This is a genomic window from Actinoplanes sp. ATCC 53533, assembly GCF_003947245.1.
On the sequence record NZ_QHHV01000205.1, the window covers coordinates 1 to 16,716 of the forward strand.

Sequence of the window (16,716 nt, forward strand, 5' to 3'; positions counted from 1 at the left end):
CCGTACGAGGCGGCCAGCCGCAGCCGCATCACGGCCTCCTCGTGGTCGACCATGAAGAACGCGCCGAGCTGCGCGTCCACCAGCGGCGTCACCTCGGTCATGATCATGCGGCAGACCTCGCCGAGGTCGCGCTGACCCTGCAGCAGGCCGCCGATGCGGGCCAGGTTGGAGTCCAGCCAGCCCTGTTCGGCGTTCGCCTTGGTGGTCTCCCGCAGCGTCACGATCATCTGGTTGATGTTGTCCTTGAGCTCGGCGACCTCGCCCTGCGCCTCGACCGCCACGCTCTGGGTCAGGTCGCCGCGGGTCACCGACGTGGACACCTCGGCGATGGCCCGCAGCTGGGTGGTCAGCGTGGAGGCGAGCTGGTTGACGTTGTCGGTGAGGTCGCGCCACGTACCGGAGACGCCCTTGACCTCGGCCTGACCGCCCAGCTTGCCCTCGATGCCGACCTCCCGGCCGACCCGGGTGACCTCGTTGGCGAACGAGGAGAGCTGGTCGACCATCGTGTTGACGGTGTCCTTGAGCTCGAGGATCTCGCCGCGCGCGTCGACCGTGATCTTCTGCGACAGGTCGCCCTTGGCCACCGCCGTGGTGACCGAGGCGATGTTGCGGACCTGGGCGGTCAGGTTCGAGGCCATGTAGTTCACGTTGTCGGTCAGGTCGCGCCAGGTGCCGGCCACCCCACGCACCTGCGCCTGACCACCGAGCTTGCCCTCCGAGCCCACCTCACGGGCCACCCGGGTCACCTCGTCGGCGAACGAGGACAGCTGGTCGACCATCGTGTTGACGGTCGATTTCAGCTCCAGGATCTCGCCCCGGGCGTCGACCGTGATCTTCTGCCCGAGGTCGCCCTTCGCCACCGCCGTGGTCACCGAGGCGATGTTGCGGACCTGGCTGGTCAGGTTCGAGGCCATGTAGTTCACGTTGTCGGTCAGGTCGCGCCACGTACCGGAGACGCCCTTGACCTCGGCCTGACCGCCCAGCTTGCCCTCCGAACCCACCTCGCGGGCCACCCGCGTCACCTCGTCGGCGAACGACGACAGCTGGTCCACCATCGTGTTCATGGTGTTCTTCAGCTCGGCGATCTCGCCGCGGGCGTCAACCGTGATCTTCTGCGACAGGTCGCCCTTGGCGACAGCGGTGGAGACCTGGGAGATGTTGCGGACCTGGTCGGTGAGGTTGGCGGCGAGCTGGTTGACGTTCTCGGTGAGATCGCGCCACGTACCGGAGACGCCGCGGACCTGGGCCTGACCGCCCAGCCGGCCCTCGGTGCCGACCTCGCGGGCCACCCGGGTGACCTCGTCGGCGAACGACGACAGCTGGTCCACCATCGTGTTGACGGTGTCCTTCAGCTCCAGGATCTCGCCCTGCGCGGCCACCGTGATCTTCTGCGACAGGTCACCCTTGGCGACCGCGGTGGAGACCTGGGCGATGTTGCGGACCTGGCTGGTCAGGTTCGACGCCATCGAGTTCACCGAGTCGGTGAGGTCCTTCCAGGTGCCGGCGACATTCGGTACGTCCGCCTGGCCGCCCAGCTTGCCCTCGGTCCCGACCTCGCGGGCCACCCGGGTCACCTGCTCGGCGAAGAGCCGCAGGGTGTCGGTCACGCCGTTCATGGTGTCGGCCAGCTCGGCCACCTCGCCGCGCGCCGAAACGGTGATCTTCTGCGACAGGTCGCCGCGGGCCATCGCGGTCGCCACCTGGGAGATCGAGCGCACCTGGTGGGTCAGGTTCGACGCCATCGTGTTGACCGAGTCGGTCAGGTCCTTCCAGGTGCCGGCCACGCCGCGCACGTCGGCCTGACCGCCGAGCTCGCCCTGGGTGCCGACCTCGCGGGCCACCCGGGTCACCTCGTCGGCGAAGGACGACAGCTGGTCCACCATCGTGTTCACGACCCGGCCGATGCGCAGGAATTCACCCCGCAGGGGTCGCCCGTCCATCTCGAGTGCCATGTGCTGCGACAGATCACCGTCGGCTACGGCCACGATCACCCGGGAGATCTCGGTGGTCGGGCGGCCGAGATCATCGATCAGCGAGTTCACCGAACGGGCGCTGTCGGCCCAGGCGCCGTCGAGGCCCTCCTCGTCCAGGCGCTCGGTCAGCCGGCCGTCCCGGCCGACGATCCGGCTGATCCGGCGCACCTCCAGGTTTTGCCGCTCCTGCAGCGAGACGACCTCGTTGAAAGCGTCCGCGACCTCGCCGGCGACACCGCTGCGGCGCGGTAGCCGCACCTTGAGATCGCCACGGCTGACCCGGCGTAGGGCTTCCGCGAGCTCGACGAGCACGTCGGCCTCGTCGGGCACGCCGACATTGACCTGTTTGGTCGCAGTCATGCTGTCCTCACTCGCTGTGCAACGGTCGGGGGCGATCCATCATCCCTCGCCGGAGCGGCCCGGCGCGAGGTGTGGCTTTGTACATCGCCCGTCGGCGGGAGAGGATGCAGGCGTGTCGGTAGAGGCAGGACGTCTTGCGGCAATTCTCGTGCGCCGGGTCCGGCTGCCCAACGACCGGCGTACGCCCGCCGCGGCGCGCGCCCTGGTCCGCTCGGTGCTGGCCGAGGCGGGGCTGGATTCGCTGGTCAACGAGGCCCTGCTGCTGACCACCGAGCTGTCCACCAACGCCGTCGTGCACGCCGGCACCGAGTTGGACATCGACGTCGAGGCCGACCCGGCCGGCCTGACCGTGACGGTGACCGACTTCGCCCCCGGGCCCGTCGAGCAGCTGGCCGTCGGCCCGCGCAACGAGCAGCCGGACATCGGCGAGGTCGCGGAACGGGGTCGCGGGCTGCTGCTCGTGGACCACTTCGCGAGCCGCTGGGGCACCGTACACGAGGGCACCGGCAAGGGCGTGTGGTTCCGGCTCGAGCACAAGGGGCCGGCCGACGACGGCAGCCCGGCCGCCGGCAAGGAGGTCGCTCCGACCGTCGGCGAGCTGACCACGCTGCTGCAGATCAGCCCCGAGCGGCAGACCGACGAGAGCATGGCCGAGTTCGCCACCGAGCTGCTCTCCCGGCTCTCCCGGCTCACCGGCGCGACCGGCGCGGTGGTCCGGCTGGACCGGGGGGACGGCGGCGGCCGGCAGCTGCTGGCCCGGCACGGACGGGCGCCGCGCGACGACGCCGACACGATCCGGGTACGGCTAGCCGTGCAGCGGCCGTACTCGGGTGAGCTGGAGCTGGACGCGTCCCCGGCCGGGTATGCCCAGCCGTTGGCCACGATCGTCGCCGAGCGCTTCTCCCTGCACCTGGAGAACGACCGGTTGCGCCGCACGGACCTGCGCCGGCAGACCTGGCTGACGTTCCTCGCCGAGGCCAGCGAGCTGCTCGCCCAGTCCCTCGACGTCAACCTGACGATGGCGCTGATCCCGCAGCTCGTGGTGCCCCGGCTGGGCCAGTGGTGCGCGGTGCACACCACTGACGCGTGGGGCCGGTTGCAGCTCGCCGCCGCCACCCACGCCGACGAGGCCGCCGTGCCGCAACTGCACTCGACACTCGCCGAGACGGGCCCGGACACGATACTGGCCCGGCTCGAAGAGGCGTCCCGGCTGGGCCAGCAGGTCATGTTCGGCACGCCGCCGGAGGGTTTCGCGGTGCCGCTGGTCGCCCGCGGCCAGCGGCTGGGCACCCTCGCGGTCGGCCGGCACCTGCGGCACCGGCACGACGGCGACGAGGTGGCGGTCCTGGAGGACGTGGCCCGCCGCGCGGCGCTGGCGATCGACAACGCCCGGATCCACGAGGAACGCCGCCAGGTCGCCCGGACCCTGCAGGCCTCACTGCTGCCGCCGGCGCTGCCGCACGTCACGGGCATCGGCTTCGCAGCCGAGTACGTGCCGACCGGCTCGGAGGTCGGCGGCGACTTCTACGACGTCGTCCCGGCCGGCGACGACAGCTGGATCGTCGTCGTGGGCGACGTGTCCGGCAAGGGCGTGCAGGCCGCGACGGTGACCGGCCTGGTCCGCGACGTGATCCGGATCCTGGTCGACGACCGCAAGCCGATGACGGAGATCCTCTGCCGGGTCAACCGCACCCTGGTCCAGCGCGGCGGCGGACGCTACTGCACGCTGGCCATGGCCTCGGTGGCCCGCGCCGGCAACGACCTGGAGGTCTGCCTACACCTGGCGGGCCACGACCGGTCGGTGCTGGTCCGCGCGGACGGCAAGACATCCTTCGTCGGCGAGGGCGGCACGGCACTAGGCCTGCTGGAGACGATCACCTCACCGGACGTGGCCGTACTGCTGCACCCGGGCGACTCCCTGATCTTCTACACCGACGGTGTGACGGAACGGCGCCGCGGCCGCGAACTGTTCGGCACGGCCCGGCTGCGCGACGCGGCGGCCCCACTGGCGGGCTACTCAGCGGACGTGATGGCGGCACGGCTGCGCTCAACGACGATCAACTTCTCGGTCGAGGAACCACGCGACGACATCGCGATCCTCGTCCTGCGCAACGACGCGCCCACTACCCGCCTATGAATGGGTGTTTTGCCGGGCGTCGGCAGGAGTTTCACGCCGCATCCTGCGGCGGAGCACCCCTGGCGATGGCTAAGAAGCCCCGAAGCCGGGGCTCCCGCCTTACCGACTGCTGATTTTTGTCGTACCCCTTTGGCAAGGTGAGTTCCGTGCCGAAGACACAGTTCTACACCGCAACCAGCATCGACGGCTTCATCGCCGATGCGGACAATTCGCTCGACTGGCTGTTCGAGGCCGACCAGGGCGGCGAACACGAAGCAGCCAATCCGTTCGCCACCTTCTTCGCCGACGTGGGCGCCTTCGCGATGGGCGCCACCACCTACGAGTGGGTCCAGGAGCACGACGCGCTCCAGGAAAAGCCGGTGAAGTGGGCCGACTACTACGGCGACACCCCGGCCTGGGTGTTCAGCCACCGAAGCCTGCCGGTGATCCCGGAGGCCAACTTGACCTTCGTGCAGGGTGACGTCCGCCCGGTGCACGCGGCGATGCTCGAGGCCGCCAAGGGCAAGAACGTCTGGGTGGTCGGCGGGGGCGAGCTGGCCGGGGCGTTCGCGGACGCCGGTCTGCTCGACGAACTGATCCTGGGCGTGGCGCCGGTGACGCTGGGTGCGGGTGCGCCGCTCCTGCCCCGCCGGCTGACCTCGCAGCGACTCAAGCTGACCGGGATGGAGCAGAGGGGCGGGTTCGCCTATCTGACATACCAGGTGGGTCCCCCGGCCTGACCCGTCCGCCGGCGCCTGCCGGGTTGGCCCACCAGGCGCGGGTTGGCCCGCCGTGCGTGGGTTGGCCCGCCAGGCGCGGGGTTGGTCCGCCGCGCGGTTGGTCCGCCGTGCGCGGGTTGGTCCGCCGTGCGCGTGTTAGCCCGCCGCGCGGTTGGTCCGCCAGGCGCGGGGTTGGCCCGCCGCGCGGTTGGTTCGCCAGGCGCGGGGTTGGCCCGCCGCGTTGTTGGTCCGCCGGACGCGGGGTTGGGCCGCCAGGCGCGGGTTGGGCCGCCAGGCGCGGGTTGGGCCGCCAGGCGCGGGTTGGCTCGCCAGGCGGTTCGCACGGCCGGCCTCGTGCAGTCGGCCGCCTCGCGTGGTTGGCAGGCCGTCGCTGCTGTGCCGTCGGCGCTCGGTGGGCACTGCCACGCGCGGCCCGGCGGTGCGCTGGGTCGCGTGCGTGCCGGAATTGGACTTTTTGTCGGCTAAGCCGTGGCATCGTGTTGGATGTGGCAAAGACGCAGTACTACACCGCGACCAGCATCGACGGCTACACCGCCGACCTGGACAATTCGCTCGACTGGCTGTTCGAGGTCGACGAGGGCACGGACAACCCGTTCGGCGCGTTCTTCTCCGGCGTGGGCGCCTTCGCGATGGGCGCCGCCACCTACGAATGGGTGCTGAAGAACGACAACGTGCTCGAAGAGCCGGAGAACTGGCACGAGATGTACGGCGACGTGCCGTGCTGGGTCTTCACCCACCGCGAACTGCCCCTGGTGCCGGACGCCAACGTCTTCATGGTCAGCGGCGACGTGCGACGGGTACACGAGGCGATGCTGGTGGCCGCCCAGGGCCGCAACGTCTGGCTGGCCGGCGGCGGCGACCTGGTCGGCGAGTTCGCGGACGCCGGGCTGCTCGACGAGATCATCCTGGGCGTGGCGCCGACCGTGCTGGGCTCGGGCACGCCCCTGCTGCCCCGCCGGCTGACCTCGCAGCAGTTGGCGCTGACCCATGTCGCCCAGATGGGCCAGTTCGCCTACCTGACCTATGCGGTCGGCTCCCTGGCCAGGCTGGGCCGCCACCTGGCGGCGGACGCGCTGTCCCGCGAGCCCGCCCACCGCTGACGCGGATCCGCCAACCAGCCGCCCAGACGCCAAGCGCCAAGCGCCAAGCGCCAAGCGCCAAGCGCCAAGCGCCCGGTGAATTGTTCGCCGTCGCGGAACAGTGCGAGTGACCACCAAGGGGGCATCCGATCCCCGTGAAATCGGTGTCCAGGAATGCCTCTCGGTCCATGTCGTGGCCGGCGAGGTGCCAGCATCGGCAAGATCATCGGGCTCCTTGATATCGGGTGTCGCCGCGCTCATCCCGGTGGCCCGCGCTCGGTGGACCTTGGTGCGCGCGGGCGCCGAGGGCGGAGGCCGGGGTGGATGCCGATCAGGCAGCTCTCACCGCAGCGGCCAGATGACGGTCAACAGCCGGCCGTTCACCGAGCGTTGCGGAATCGGGCCCCAGTGGCGCGAGTCCCGGGAGTCCGCACGGTGGTCGCCCAGCACGTAGAGATCCCCGGCAGGGACGGTGACCGGCCCACCGCAGTCGATCGTGCGGGAAATCTGCGGATCTCCCGGCAGATACCGCTCGTTGAGAGCCGTGCCGTCGCGATACACCTGGCCGTCGCGGCATTCGATGGTGTCGCCCGGGAGCCCGACGACCCGCTTGATCGTGTGATCGTCGGGGGCGTCGGGGATCGGGAACTCGATGATGTCGCCGCGGGCGAAACCCGTCATCCGGAAGCCCACCTTGTCCAGCAGGAACCGGCCGGCGACAGGCACGGTCGGCGCCATGGCGGTGCTTGACATGTATCGGCCCGTCAGCGCGAACTGGTTGATCACCAGTGTGGCCGGCAGGCTCAGGACCGCGGTGGCCACGACCGCGCGTTGGATCCGCACCGCCCTGGGCAGATCGCTGACCCGCGCCCGGCGCTCGTGCCACACCGCGCGCAGCCCGCCCGCCGCCCAGCGCAGCGCCTCCCACCGGCCGCTCGTCCGGTCGAGCTCGGCCAGCACCGCCTCGCCCCAGGGGCCGCCCCGCTCGCGGCGCCCACGCACCGCCGCGACCAGAATCGCCCGCGCCGCGCGCCGCATCAGGCCTCCCTCGGGGTGAACGCGGTGGCGCCGCGCGTCTTCCGGGCCGCCGCGGCCAGGCGATCCCGGGCAAGGGCCATGCCGTCGGCGGTGAGGCGGTATATGTGCCGCGGCGGCCGGCCCGGCTCGTCGGATGGTTCCCAGTCCGTGTCGAGCAGGCGCTGCGCGGCCAGGCGCATGAGAATCGGGTAGAGCGTGCCGGAGGCGAGCCCGGTCTCCCCGCTCAGGTCGTAGCCGTACCGCCAGCGGGCCGGGTCGCCCAGGAGGGCCGCGAACAGCCGAAGTGTCTGCGGCGAGGAGTGCGAGGTTCTTGGCATGCCCGAAAGTCTACATAACTCGACTTACGAGCGCAGGAGGGCTCAGAAGAGGTCTCGGCGGCTGGCCATGGCCACCGTCGTGCTGATCGGCGGCGGGGCCGCGACCACCACGCAGCGACCGCCGCGGGCCAGGAGCACCCCGCGCACCGCGTCCAGGATGCCTTCGATCCGTTCCGGCGGCAGCGTGCCCGGCAGCACGGCGTGCACCGTGCCCATCCCGGCCGACCCCCGCACCGGAACCGCCATCCCCGCGGCGTCGCGCAAGGCATACACAGCCGCGTGCAGATCCGTGATCGGCACCGCGAGGCGCAGCGCCACGTCGGCCCGCCCGAACGGATATCGGCCCCACCAGCGCGGCGCCGTCGGGGAGATCGTGGCCGTGTCGCCCAGCACCGTCGCCAGCTGCCTGGCCCGTGCGGTCACGTCGGCCTGGGCACCCTCCACCAGCACCGCCAGCGCGCCCGCCGGCTGGATCGCCGCCCGGCCGCCGCCAGGGATCGGCAGGTCGACCTCGATCGCGCTCGGCTTCACCAGCTGGGCCAGCGTCGCCGCGACCAGGTCGTGCACCTGCAGCGGGGTCGAGACCGGCAGGGTCACCCAGCGTCGCGCCGCCGGCAGCGGCTGGAGGCGCAGGCTCGCCGAGACGATCACGCCGGTCACCTCGGCGATGCCCGGGTTGCCGTTCTCGCCGTCGGACTCGGCCTGACCGCCGGCGCTGTCCACGTAACTGATCCGGTCGACCTGGGCGGCCGGGCTGCCGTACCGGTGGCGCAGCGGGCCCGACTCGTTGACCGCGAGCATCCCCCCGATCGTCGCGGCCGGTGAGGGCGGGTCGACCGCCAGGCGCTGGCCGCGCAGGGCCAGGGCGGCCTGCACCGCGCGGACCGGGGTGCCCGTGCCGACCTGCGCCGTGAACTCCTCCGGGCGGTGCTCCCAGATGCCGTCCAGGCGAACCGTGTCCAGCAGCAGGTCGAGGCCGCGCGGCGGCGTGCCCCAGTCGATTTTGGAACCCCTGCCGCGCGGGACGACTGCGAGGCCGCGCTCCGCGGCGAGGCTCAGTGTGTCCATCACCGCGCGGGGCGTCGGCGGCGCCGCGACGAAGCTGGCCAGGTGGCCGGCGACCAGGTCGGCCGCGCCCGCCTGGCGGGCGAAGTCGGGGCCGCAGATGTCGACCAGCGCGCGCAGCAGCGGCTCACGCCCGGGAAGCGCGGTAACCATCAGCCCTCCCCGAAGATCGCTCGGCTTGAAGATCGTCCATTCTGGCCTATCGTACACATGTTCGAATGACGAGGGGAGAGGTACGTGTGGCCACGACCGGGCGCGACGGCCCGGTAACGTGGTTCAGCGTGACCACCGACATGCCCACGACCCCGCCCGCGGTTCGTCAGGTGCCCGCCGAGCGCACCTTCCACGGCGACACCGTCACGGATGAGTTCTCCTGGCTCGCCGAAAAGGAAAACCCGGACACGATCGCCTACCTCGAGGCGGAGAACGCCTGGACCAAGGCGGCGACGGCGCACCTCACCGACCTGCAGGACACGGTCTTCAACGAGATCAAGGGCCGCACCCAGGAGACCGATCTGTCGGTGCCGAGCCGCAAGGGCGGCTACTGGTACTACACCCGCACGGTCGAGGGCAAGCAATACGGCATCCAGTGCCGCGTCGCGACCACGCCCGGCGTGAGCGACCCGCCCGCCACCGGTGACGGCGCCCCGCTGCCCGGCGAGGAGGTGCTGCTCGACGGCAACGAGCTCGCCGAGGGCCGGAAGTTCTTCGCGCTCGGCACCTTCGACGTGAGCCCGGCCGGCGACCGCCTGGCCTATTCCGTCGACTTCGACGGCGACGAGCGCTTCATCCTCAAGGTCAAGGACCTGCGCACCGGCGAGGTGCTGAGCGACGAGGTGCCCGACGCGTTCTACGGCAGCGCCTGGTCGGCCGACGGCTCGACGCTGTTCTACATCACCGTCGACGAGGCCTGGCGGCCCAACAAGGTCTGGCGGCACATCGTCGGGCAGCCCGCCACCGACGACGTCGTCGTCTACGAGGAGGCGGACGAGCGCTTCTGGGTCGGCGTCGAGCTCACCCGCAGCGAGAAGTTCCTCGTCATCGACGCCAACAGCAAGGTCACCAGCGAGGTCCGGGTCATCGACGCGCGGACGCCGACGGCCGAGCCCGCCCTGATCCGCGAGCGGGTCCAGGGCGTCGAGTACGCCATCGAGCACCACGGTCACCGCTTCCTGATCCTGCACAACGCCGACGCCGAGGATTTCGCCCTGGCGTACACCTCGGTGGACAACCCGGGCGACTGGGTCGAGCTGATCCCGCACGAGCCCGGCACCCGGCTGGAGTCGGTCGACGCGTTCCAGCGGCACCTCGTCATCTCGCAGCGACGCGACGGGCTCACCGGCCTGCGGGTGCTCGCCGACGGCAGCACGGACAGCTACGACATGGCGTTCCCGGAGCCGATCTACAGTGTCGGCCTCGCGGGCAACCCCGAATACGAGACCAACGTCGTGCGGATCAGCTACACCTCGATGGTCACGCCGGACTCGGTCTACGACGTGGATCTGATCACCCGCTCGATGGTGCTGCGCAAGCGGAAGCCGGTGCTGGGCGGGTACGACCAGGCGGACTACGAGCAGTTCCGGGAGTGGGCCGTCGCCGACGACGGCACCCGGGTGCCGATCTCCGTCGTGGCCCGCAAGGGCACGCCGCGCAACGGCACCGCGCCGCTGGTGCTGTACGGCTACGGCTCGTACGAGATCAGCATGGACCCGTACTTCTCCGTAGCCCGCCTGTCGCTGCTGGACCGCGGCGTCGTCTTCGCCATCGCGCACGTCCGCGGCGGCGGCGAGATGGGCCGGCGCTGGTACGAGCAGGGCAAGATGCTGACGAAGAAGAACACGTTCACCGACTTCGTGGCGTGCGCCCGGGCGGTGGTGGCGGCGTCGTGGACCAAGCCGGAGCGGCTGGTGGCGCGCGGCGGCTCGGCGGGCGGCCTGCTCATGGGCGCGGTGGCGAACCTCGCGCCGGAGGCCTTCGCGGGCATCGTCGCGCAGGTGCCCTTTGTGGACCCGCTGACGTCCATTCTGGACCCGTCGCTGCCGCTGACGGTGACGGAGTGGGAGGAGTGGGGCAACCCGCTCGAGAACGCCGACGTGTACGCCTACATGAAGTCCTACAGCCCGTACGAGAACGTCGCCAAGCAGGCATACCCGAAGATCCTCGCGGTGACCAGCCTCAACGACACCCGGGTGCTCTATTCCGAGCCGGCCAAGTGGATCGCGCGGCTGCGCTCGGTGGCGCCCGACGGCGCGTACCTGCTGAAGACCGAGATGGGCGCCGGGCACGGCGGTCCCAGCGGCCGTTACGACTCGTGGAAGGAAGAGGCGTTCGTGACCGCCTGGACCCTGGACACGGTGGGCCTGGCCTGACGGCGGTGGCCCGGCCGGCGAGGCCGGGCCACCACTCAGGCGATTCGGAGCTCGTCCAGGTCGGTGCTGCTCCGCAGCAGCACCAGGCCCACACCGACGACCAGCAGCATGACCGCGAGGGCGCCGCCGCCGAGCAGAAGCAGATCAACCAGGGGTACGGGCACAGCCTTCGTCACCTCGGGATGCTGCACCCAGCTCGGCGACCCTTCGAAGCACTCCGCTTCGGTGCCCGAGCAGCTCGCGCCGCCGCCGCTGGTGGCCTCGGTGGCCACCGCTCGCAGCAGGCCAACACCCACGGTGAGGGCGACGAGGACGGCGGGCACCAGCGGCGCCAGCGTCTGCCAGGCGATCGATGAGCCCAGGACCCGGCGCGGCACCCCGGCGGCGACCAGCCCGGCGTAGGTCCGGCGCCGGGAGACGATGCTCTCGGCGAGGGCGACCATGATCCCGGCCGCCGCGACGAGCGCGCCCGCGGCGACGGCGATCCGCACCAGATCCACCGAGTTCAGATAGAAGTTGTCGAGCTCGGGGTCGCCGATGGCGTCGCCCTGCGCGGCCCACGCCTCGTTCCTCGCGGCGAGCTCGGTCTGCATGTAAGCCCGGTAGCCCAGCACCCCGGCGCCCACGACCAGCGTGGCCAGCAGCGCCGCCAGAGTTCGGCTGCCGTTCCACGGGTCCGCCATCAGCTGCCGTCCGGCCAGCAGCGTCGCGGGCCGGCGACCGAAGCGGTGCAGCAGGTAACCCGCGGTGTAGGCGATCCAGCCCGTACCGACGATGACGCCGACCGCCGCCAGCAGGACGGCCACGAAGGCGACGGCGATCATCAGGTCACCGCCGATCCAGCGCGCGAGCAACTTGCCGAGCGGCCGGATGAGCAGGGGCGCGAACACCCCGACCAGGATGAGGACTCCGGGCCAGAGGCGCGGTGACCGCCTTCGGACCCGGCGGACCACCCCGAGCGGCGTGATGATCACCCGCCGCAGCAGGACGGCACCGATCAGCGCGGCGAGCACCGGCACCAGCACCAGCACGCCGGTGACGGCGAGCGCGGACGGCAACACGTCGGTGGGCAGCGGCCGCGTACCGTCGGCGCCGCGCCGGTCCAACAGGACCCGGAGCAGCAGGAACGCGCCGGTGCCGACGATCGAGCCGAGCAGGGCGGCGACCGCCGTCTCGGTGGCGGCGACCAGGACAGCCTGGCCCGGGGTCGCGCCGGCCAGCCGCATGGCGGCGAGCCGGCGGTCCCGCGCCGGGCTGCCGAAGCGGATGCTCTGGCCGGCCAGGAAGAGCACCGGTACGGCCAGCAGCAGCAGGGTGAGCACCACCCCGGGCCGCAGTCCCGGCTCCCTGATGAGGGCGCTGCTGTATTCCTCGTTCCAGCTGTCGGAGCCGTCGTCCGAGGTGCCCAGCTCGGGCACCGCCGCCACCGCTGCCGCCGCCAGCAGCACCACGGCGGCCAACGCCGAGCTGACCGCGGTGAAGGTCATCCTGAACTTGTCGGTACGACCCCCGGCCACCGCCAGCTGGGCCAGCGTCCCCGCCTTCATGAGCTGATTTCCAGGCCCAGACCGCTGCGGTCGACGACGCCGTCCCGCAGGGCGATCTCGCGGTCCGCATACGCGGCGACCCGCGCGTCGTGGGTCACCAGCACGACGGACGTGCCCTGCTCGCGAGCGATGTGCACGATCTCGGCGAGCACCTGCTCCCCGGTCAGCACGTCCAGCGCTCCGGTCGGCTCGTCGGCGAAGAGCACCTTGGGCTCGGTGACCAGCGCCCGGGCCACCGCACAGCGCTGCTGCTGCCCGCCGGACATCCGGCCGGGCAGCTGGTCGGCGAGGTCTCCCACGCCGAACCTGCCGAGCCAGAGGGTTGCCGCCTTCCGTGCTTCTCGCCGCCCCGAACCGGCGAGAAGCAACGGAAGGGCGACGTTCTCGGCGGCTGTCAGCTCGGGCACCAACTGGCCGAACTGAAACAGCACGCCGAACTCGGAGCGCCGGAGCTTGGACCGGTTCGCCTCGCTCCAGAGGCCGAGATCCTGGTCGCGATACCGCACCTCACCGGCGTCGACCCGGAGAATCCCGGCCAGGCAGTGCAGCAGGGTGGACTTCCCGCAACCGCTCGGACCGGTGACAGCGACGATCTCGCCCGCGCCGATCTCGAGGTCGATGCCACGCAGCGCCGGCGTGGGCCCGTAGGAGCGCTGCAAGCCGATTCCCTGGAGCAAGGCGGTCATGCGGTCACCTCTCGGTGCAGATCGGCGACGCGGAGCAGCGTGGCCTGCAACCAGCGCAGATCCGCATCGAGGTGGGCGATGGCGTAATCGGCGGCGACGACGTCACCGGCGGTCGAGTCCCGGGTCGTCTTCACCACGGTCAGCTCGCGCATCCGGGTCGTGTGGGCCGTGCGCTGGGCGACGAGGTAGTCGGTCGCCGCGGTGACACCGCTGGCGAGCAGGCTGACGACCACCTTCGCGAAGAGGATGCTGTTCACGTACGGCGCCGGCGGCTCGACGGCGGCGAGCCACTCGCCGAGCTTCTCGCGCCCGGCGTCGGTGATGGCGTACGTGGTGCGGTCGGGCCCACCGTCGCGGTCCTGCCCGGTCTGCTCGACGAGCCCGTCCCGTTCCAGCCGGCCGAGCGTCGCGTAGACCTGACCGAAGGCGAGCGGCTTCGCCTGCGGCAGGCGTTCGTCGTGGGCTCGCTTGAGGTCGTAGCCGTGCTTCGGCCCGGTGGAGAGCAACCCCAGCATCAGGTGGGACGTCGACATGGCGCAACTATTCACTGAGTGAATAGCCGATGTCAAGCCATCTGCCTCACCTTGGGTGAGAATACGATTACTAAGAGGTGCGGCGCAGCGCGACGACCGCGATGTCGTCGGCCTGCTCCCCCGCGCCGGCGAGACGCACCAGGAGCCGCTGGCAGAACGCGTCCAGGCTGGGCTCCACCTGGGCCGCGCAGGTCGCCAGCGCGTTCAGGCCCACGTCGATGTCCGCGTCCCGGCGCTCGATCAGGCCGTCGGTGTAGAGCACCAGCGTGCCGCCGCGGGGCAGCACGAACTCCAGATCGGCCGGCCGGGGCGCGGTGATGCCCAGCAGCGGCCCGCGCGGCGCCAGGAACCGCGCCTTGCCGTCCACGTGCAGCAGCGGCGGCAGATGACCCGCGCTGGCCAGGCGTATGCGACCCGTGTCCGGCTCCAGCGTCAGCAGGCACAGCGTCGCCGACTCGGCCGGCAACACCGTACGCATGAAGCGGTTGACCAGCTCCAGCACCGCGCCCGGCGGATGCCCCTCCACCGCGTACGCGCGGACGGCGTGCCGCACCTCGGCCATCACCGTCGCCGCGTGCAGCGAGTGGCCGGCCACGTCGCCGATCGCCACCAGCAGCCGGCCGTCCAGCATGGTGAGCTCGTAGAAGTCGCCGCCCACCTCGGTCTGCGCGCCGGCCGGCTCGTAGCGGACCGCGAGCTCCACCCCGGCCACGTCGGGCAGCCGCGACTGCAGCAGGCTGCGCTGCAGGGTGACGGCGATCCGGTGTTCCTCGTCGTATGAGCGCTGCGCCTCCACCGCGGCCGCCACCGCCTGCGCGAGCTGGCGCAGCACCGGCGAGCCCGGGCTCTGCGTGCCGGCCGGAACGGCCACGTAGACGGGCGTCCGGTCGCCCCGCAGCCGGGCCGACGCCACCGCCACCGAATCGCCCTCCGGCCAGGGGGCGGCGCCGCTCCAGGCGGCCGGGTCGTCCGTGCGCAGGGTCGACCCGACGGCGATCTCGTGGTGCTCGACCGGCCACGGCTGCACCACCGCGGGCGAGCCGTTCGTGACCGCGGCCAGCCCGTCGCCGTCGGACGTCTCGGCGAGGACCACGGCCGGGCCGCCGAAGATCTCGTGGGCCCCGTCGGCCGCCGCCTGCAGCAGGCCCGGCAGGGTGGAGGCCGAGTTGATCGCCAGCGTGGTCTCGGCGAGCCGGACCATCCGGGCGGCCAGCGACTCGGCCCGCTGCCGGGCCCGGTAATAGCGCAGGACGGCCTGCGACGTGGCGATCAGCTCATCCGGCTCGATCGGCTCGACCAGGTACGCGTCCGCGCCCCGGTTCAGCCCCTGGGTCCGGTCGACCACGTCCACCGCGTGCGCCGACACGTGGATGACCGGCAGGATGCCGTACTCGGGATCGGTTTTGATCCGCTCGCAGACCTCGAAGCCGTTCATGTCGGGCAGCTTGACGTCGAGCACGACCAGGTCGACGTCGACCTCGGTGAGTCGTCGCAGGGCCTCCCCGCCGGTCTCCGCCTCGATCACCGTGAAGCCGGCCCGCGACAGCCAGCTCACCAGCAGATAGCGCTTGGTGGCGCTGTCGTCGACGACCAGCACCGTCGCGGGGGTCATGGCTGGACCTTCTTTGCCATGCCCTCGCGGCCCTCGCCTGCGAGGCCGCGGCCCGGTGCGGCTGAATGCCGCTCGGCGCGGCCGGTCATGGCGACACCGGCAGTGAGACCGTGAAACTGCTGCCCACCCCGGGCTCGGAGGCGACCCGCAGCGCACCGCCGAGGATGCCGACCAGCCGGCGCGCATACGGCAGCCCCAGCCCGGTGCCCCGGCCGCTGAGCGCGTGGCTGCCGGGCACCTGGTAGAACTCCTCGAAGATGCGTTCCTGCAGCTCGTGCGGGATGCCGGCGCCGGTGTCCGCGACGGTGAACTCGACCTCGTCCCCGACGGCGGCGACCGCCAGCCGGACCGAGCCCTCGGCGGTGAACTTGAGCGCGTTGGTGAGCAGGTTGCGCAGCACCTGGGCGAGCAGCACCTCGTCGGAGCGCAGCCGGGCGACCACCGGCTCCTCCACGACGAAGTCGACCTCGGGCCGGGTGGCGAGCGGGCGCAGGGTGCCGCGGAGCTGGCCGAAGACGGCCTTGAGGTCGACGGCCGTCCAGTTTGGCTCCAGCCGGCCGGCCTCCGCCTTGGCCAGGTCCAGCAGGTCGTTGACCAGGGACAGCAGGTCGGCGGCGGAGCCACGGATCAGCTCGACCTGGCGGTCCTGCTCGGCGGTGAGCGGATCGGACGAATCGTCGCTGAGCAGCCGGCCCAGGCCGATGATCGCGGTCACCGGCGCTCGCAGCTCATGGCTGACGTTGGCCAGGAACCGGCTCTTCGCCTCGCTGGCCGCGCGCAGTTGCACGGACTTCTCGTCCAGCTCGTTGTAGAGGGCCACGACGCCGCGGTTGGTCTCCTCCAGCTCGTCGGAGAGCTGGTGATAGAGCGCCATCACGCCGCGGTTGGTCTCCTCCAGCTCGGCGTTGAGCCGGGCCAGGTCGTCGCGCTGGGCCCGTACCTCGTCCAGGGTCGTGATGAGCTGCTGATTTTGCACCGCCAGCTCGTCGAGCGGGGTTCCGGGCACGTGGCCGGCGAGTTCGGCACGGATGTCGTCCATACGGTCGGGACTCAGGACCGGCGCGCTCGGCGGGAGTCGACGTGACATCCGCACGACAGTTCCGATCTCCCCATCCCTTACCTCCATCGAGTCCACCAGGCGTCCGACCTGTACCAACTGGGCGGCGAGCTGGACTGCGTCCCTTGGCCCCGGATGCTCCAGCTTCACCGTCAGTGCTGGTACCCCATCGCGGGCCGCGGCGAACACCACCTCGGTGTCGCGTCCCGCGGCGACCATCAACC

General features: G+C 71.5%; 13 protein-coding genes. 4 read left to right on the forward strand and 9 right to left on the reverse strand.

Features of this window, described 5'->3' with window-relative positions; all coding sequences use genetic code 11:
- Window positions 1–2,333, reverse strand: a 2,333-nt coding sequence (locus DMB66_RS47175) for a HAMP domain-containing protein (protein ID WP_158647588.1), incomplete at its 3' end; no start/stop codon positions are given.
- A gap of 112 nt (window positions 2,334–2,445) precedes the next feature.
- On the opposite strand from DMB66_RS47175, the gene DMB66_RS47180 reads away from it, so the two are divergent.
- The 3 genes from DMB66_RS47180 to DMB66_RS47190 all read left to right on the forward strand — a co-directional run bounded on the left by DMB66_RS47180 (window position 2,446) and on the right by DMB66_RS47190 (window position 6,289).
- On the forward strand, window positions 2,446–4,470 hold the full coding sequence (locus DMB66_RS47180; RefSeq protein WP_233625340.1) for a SpoIIE family protein phosphatase: 2,025 nt from the start codon (window positions 2,446–2,448) through the stop codon (window positions 4,468–4,470).
- A gap of 146 nt (window positions 4,471–4,616) precedes the next feature.
- Window positions 4,617–5,189: a dihydrofolate reductase family protein gene (locus tag DMB66_RS47185; RefSeq protein WP_125810644.1), complete on the forward strand. Its 573-nt coding sequence runs from the start codon at window positions 4,617–4,619 to the stop codon at window positions 5,187–5,189.
- A gap of 485 nt (window positions 5,190–5,674) precedes the next feature.
- The gene (locus tag DMB66_RS47190) at window positions 5,675–6,289 is read left to right on the forward strand and encodes a dihydrofolate reductase family protein (RefSeq protein WP_199753042.1); all 615 of its coding nucleotides are present in this window, start codon (window positions 5,675–5,677) and stop codon (window positions 6,287–6,289) included.
- A 321-nt stretch (window positions 6,290–6,610) separates the two neighbouring features.
- On the opposite strand, the gene lepB is transcribed toward DMB66_RS47190, so the two are convergent.
- The 3 genes from lepB to DMB66_RS47205 are packed head-to-tail and all read right to left on the reverse strand — an operon-like array spanning window position 6,611 to window position 8,841.
- Window positions 6,611–7,306 (reverse strand): signal peptidase I, encoded by a 696-nt coding sequence (gene lepB / locus DMB66_RS47195; protein WP_125810645.1) that lies wholly within the window; start codon window positions 7,304–7,306, stop codon window positions 6,611–6,613.
- Window positions 7,306–7,623 (reverse strand): PadR family transcriptional regulator, encoded by a 318-nt coding sequence (locus tag DMB66_RS47200; protein WP_125810646.1) that lies wholly within the window; start codon window positions 7,621–7,623, stop codon window positions 7,306–7,308. The genes lepB and DMB66_RS47200 overlap by 1 nt, the downstream gene beginning before the upstream one ends.
- A 42-nt stretch (window positions 7,624–7,665) precedes the next feature.
- Window positions 7,666–8,841, reverse strand: coding sequence for an FAD-binding oxidoreductase (locus DMB66_RS47205; RefSeq protein ID WP_125810647.1), 1,176 nt, complete (start codon window positions 8,839–8,841; stop codon window positions 7,666–7,668).
- A gap of 140 nt (window positions 8,842–8,981) precedes the next feature.
- On the opposite strand from DMB66_RS47205, the gene DMB66_RS47210 reads away from it, so the two are divergent.
- Window positions 8,982–11,057, forward strand: a complete 2,076-nt coding sequence (locus DMB66_RS47210; RefSeq protein WP_125810653.1) for a S9 family peptidase — start codon at window positions 8,982–8,984, stop codon at window positions 11,055–11,057.
- A gap of 35 nt (window positions 11,058–11,092) precedes the next feature.
- Here the strand turns inward: DMB66_RS47210 and DMB66_RS47215 are convergent, their stop codons facing one another.
- From DMB66_RS47215 to DMB66_RS47235, 5 genes are all read right to left on the reverse strand, one after another.
- A complete protein-coding gene (locus DMB66_RS47215; protein ID WP_125810648.1) occupies window positions 11,093–12,604 on the reverse strand; it encodes an FtsX-like permease family protein in 1,512 nt (503 codons plus the stop codon).
- Window positions 12,601–13,290 carry an ABC transporter ATP-binding protein gene (locus DMB66_RS47220; protein WP_125810649.1) on the reverse strand — a complete coding sequence of 230 codons (690 nt, stop codon included), beginning with the start codon at window positions 13,288–13,290 and terminating at the stop codon, window positions 12,601–12,603. The genes DMB66_RS47215 and DMB66_RS47220 overlap by 4 nt, the downstream gene beginning before the upstream one ends.
- A complete protein-coding gene (locus DMB66_RS47225) occupies window positions 13,287–13,823 on the reverse strand; it encodes a PadR family transcriptional regulator (RefSeq protein WP_125810650.1) in 537 nt (178 codons plus the stop codon). Before DMB66_RS47225 ends, DMB66_RS47220 begins: the two co-directional genes overlap by 4 nt.
- A gap of 70 nt (window positions 13,824–13,893) precedes the next feature.
- A complete protein-coding gene (locus DMB66_RS47230) occupies window positions 13,894–15,435 on the reverse strand; it encodes a fused response regulator/phosphatase (protein WP_125810651.1) in 1,542 nt (513 codons plus the stop codon).
- A gap of 85 nt (window positions 15,436–15,520) precedes the next feature.
- On the reverse strand, window positions 15,521–16,716 hold a 1,196-nt coding region (locus DMB66_RS47235; RefSeq protein WP_199753044.1), incomplete at its 5' end, for a HAMP domain-containing sensor histidine kinase.

What these genes read in the sequence shown, in the direction of transcription:
- lepB (WP_125810645.1), bottom strand. Translation starts at nt 7,306, where the DNA reads ATGCGGCGCGCGGCGCGGGCGATTCTGGTCGCGGCGGTGCGTGGGCGC.
- DMB66_RS47200 (WP_125810646.1), bottom strand. Translation starts at nt 7,623, where the DNA reads ATGCCAAGAACCTCGCACTCCTCGCCGCAGACACTTCGGCTGTTCGCG.
- DMB66_RS47205 (WP_125810647.1), bottom strand. Translation starts at nt 8,841, where the DNA reads ATGGTTACCGCGCTTCCCGGGCGTGAGCCGCTGCTGCGCGCGCTGGTC.
- DMB66_RS47210 (WP_125810653.1), top strand. Translation starts at nt 8,982, where the DNA reads ATGCCCACGACCCCGCCCGCGGTTCGTCAGGTGCCCGCCGAGCGCACC.
- DMB66_RS47215 (WP_125810648.1), bottom strand. Translation starts at nt 12,604, where the DNA reads ATGAAGGCGGGGACGCTGGCCCAGCTGGCGGTGGCCGGGGGTCGTACC.
- DMB66_RS47220 (WP_125810649.1), bottom strand. Translation starts at nt 13,290, where the DNA reads ATGACCGCCTTGCTCCAGGGAATCGGCTTGCAGCGCTCCTACGGGCCC.
- DMB66_RS47225 (WP_125810650.1), bottom strand. Translation starts at nt 13,823, where the DNA reads ATGTCGACGTCCCACCTGATGCTGGGGTTGCTCTCCACCGGGCCGAAG.
- DMB66_RS47230 (WP_125810651.1), bottom strand. Translation starts at nt 15,435, where the DNA reads ATGACCCCCGCGACGGTGCTGGTCGTCGACGACAGCGCCACCAAGCGC.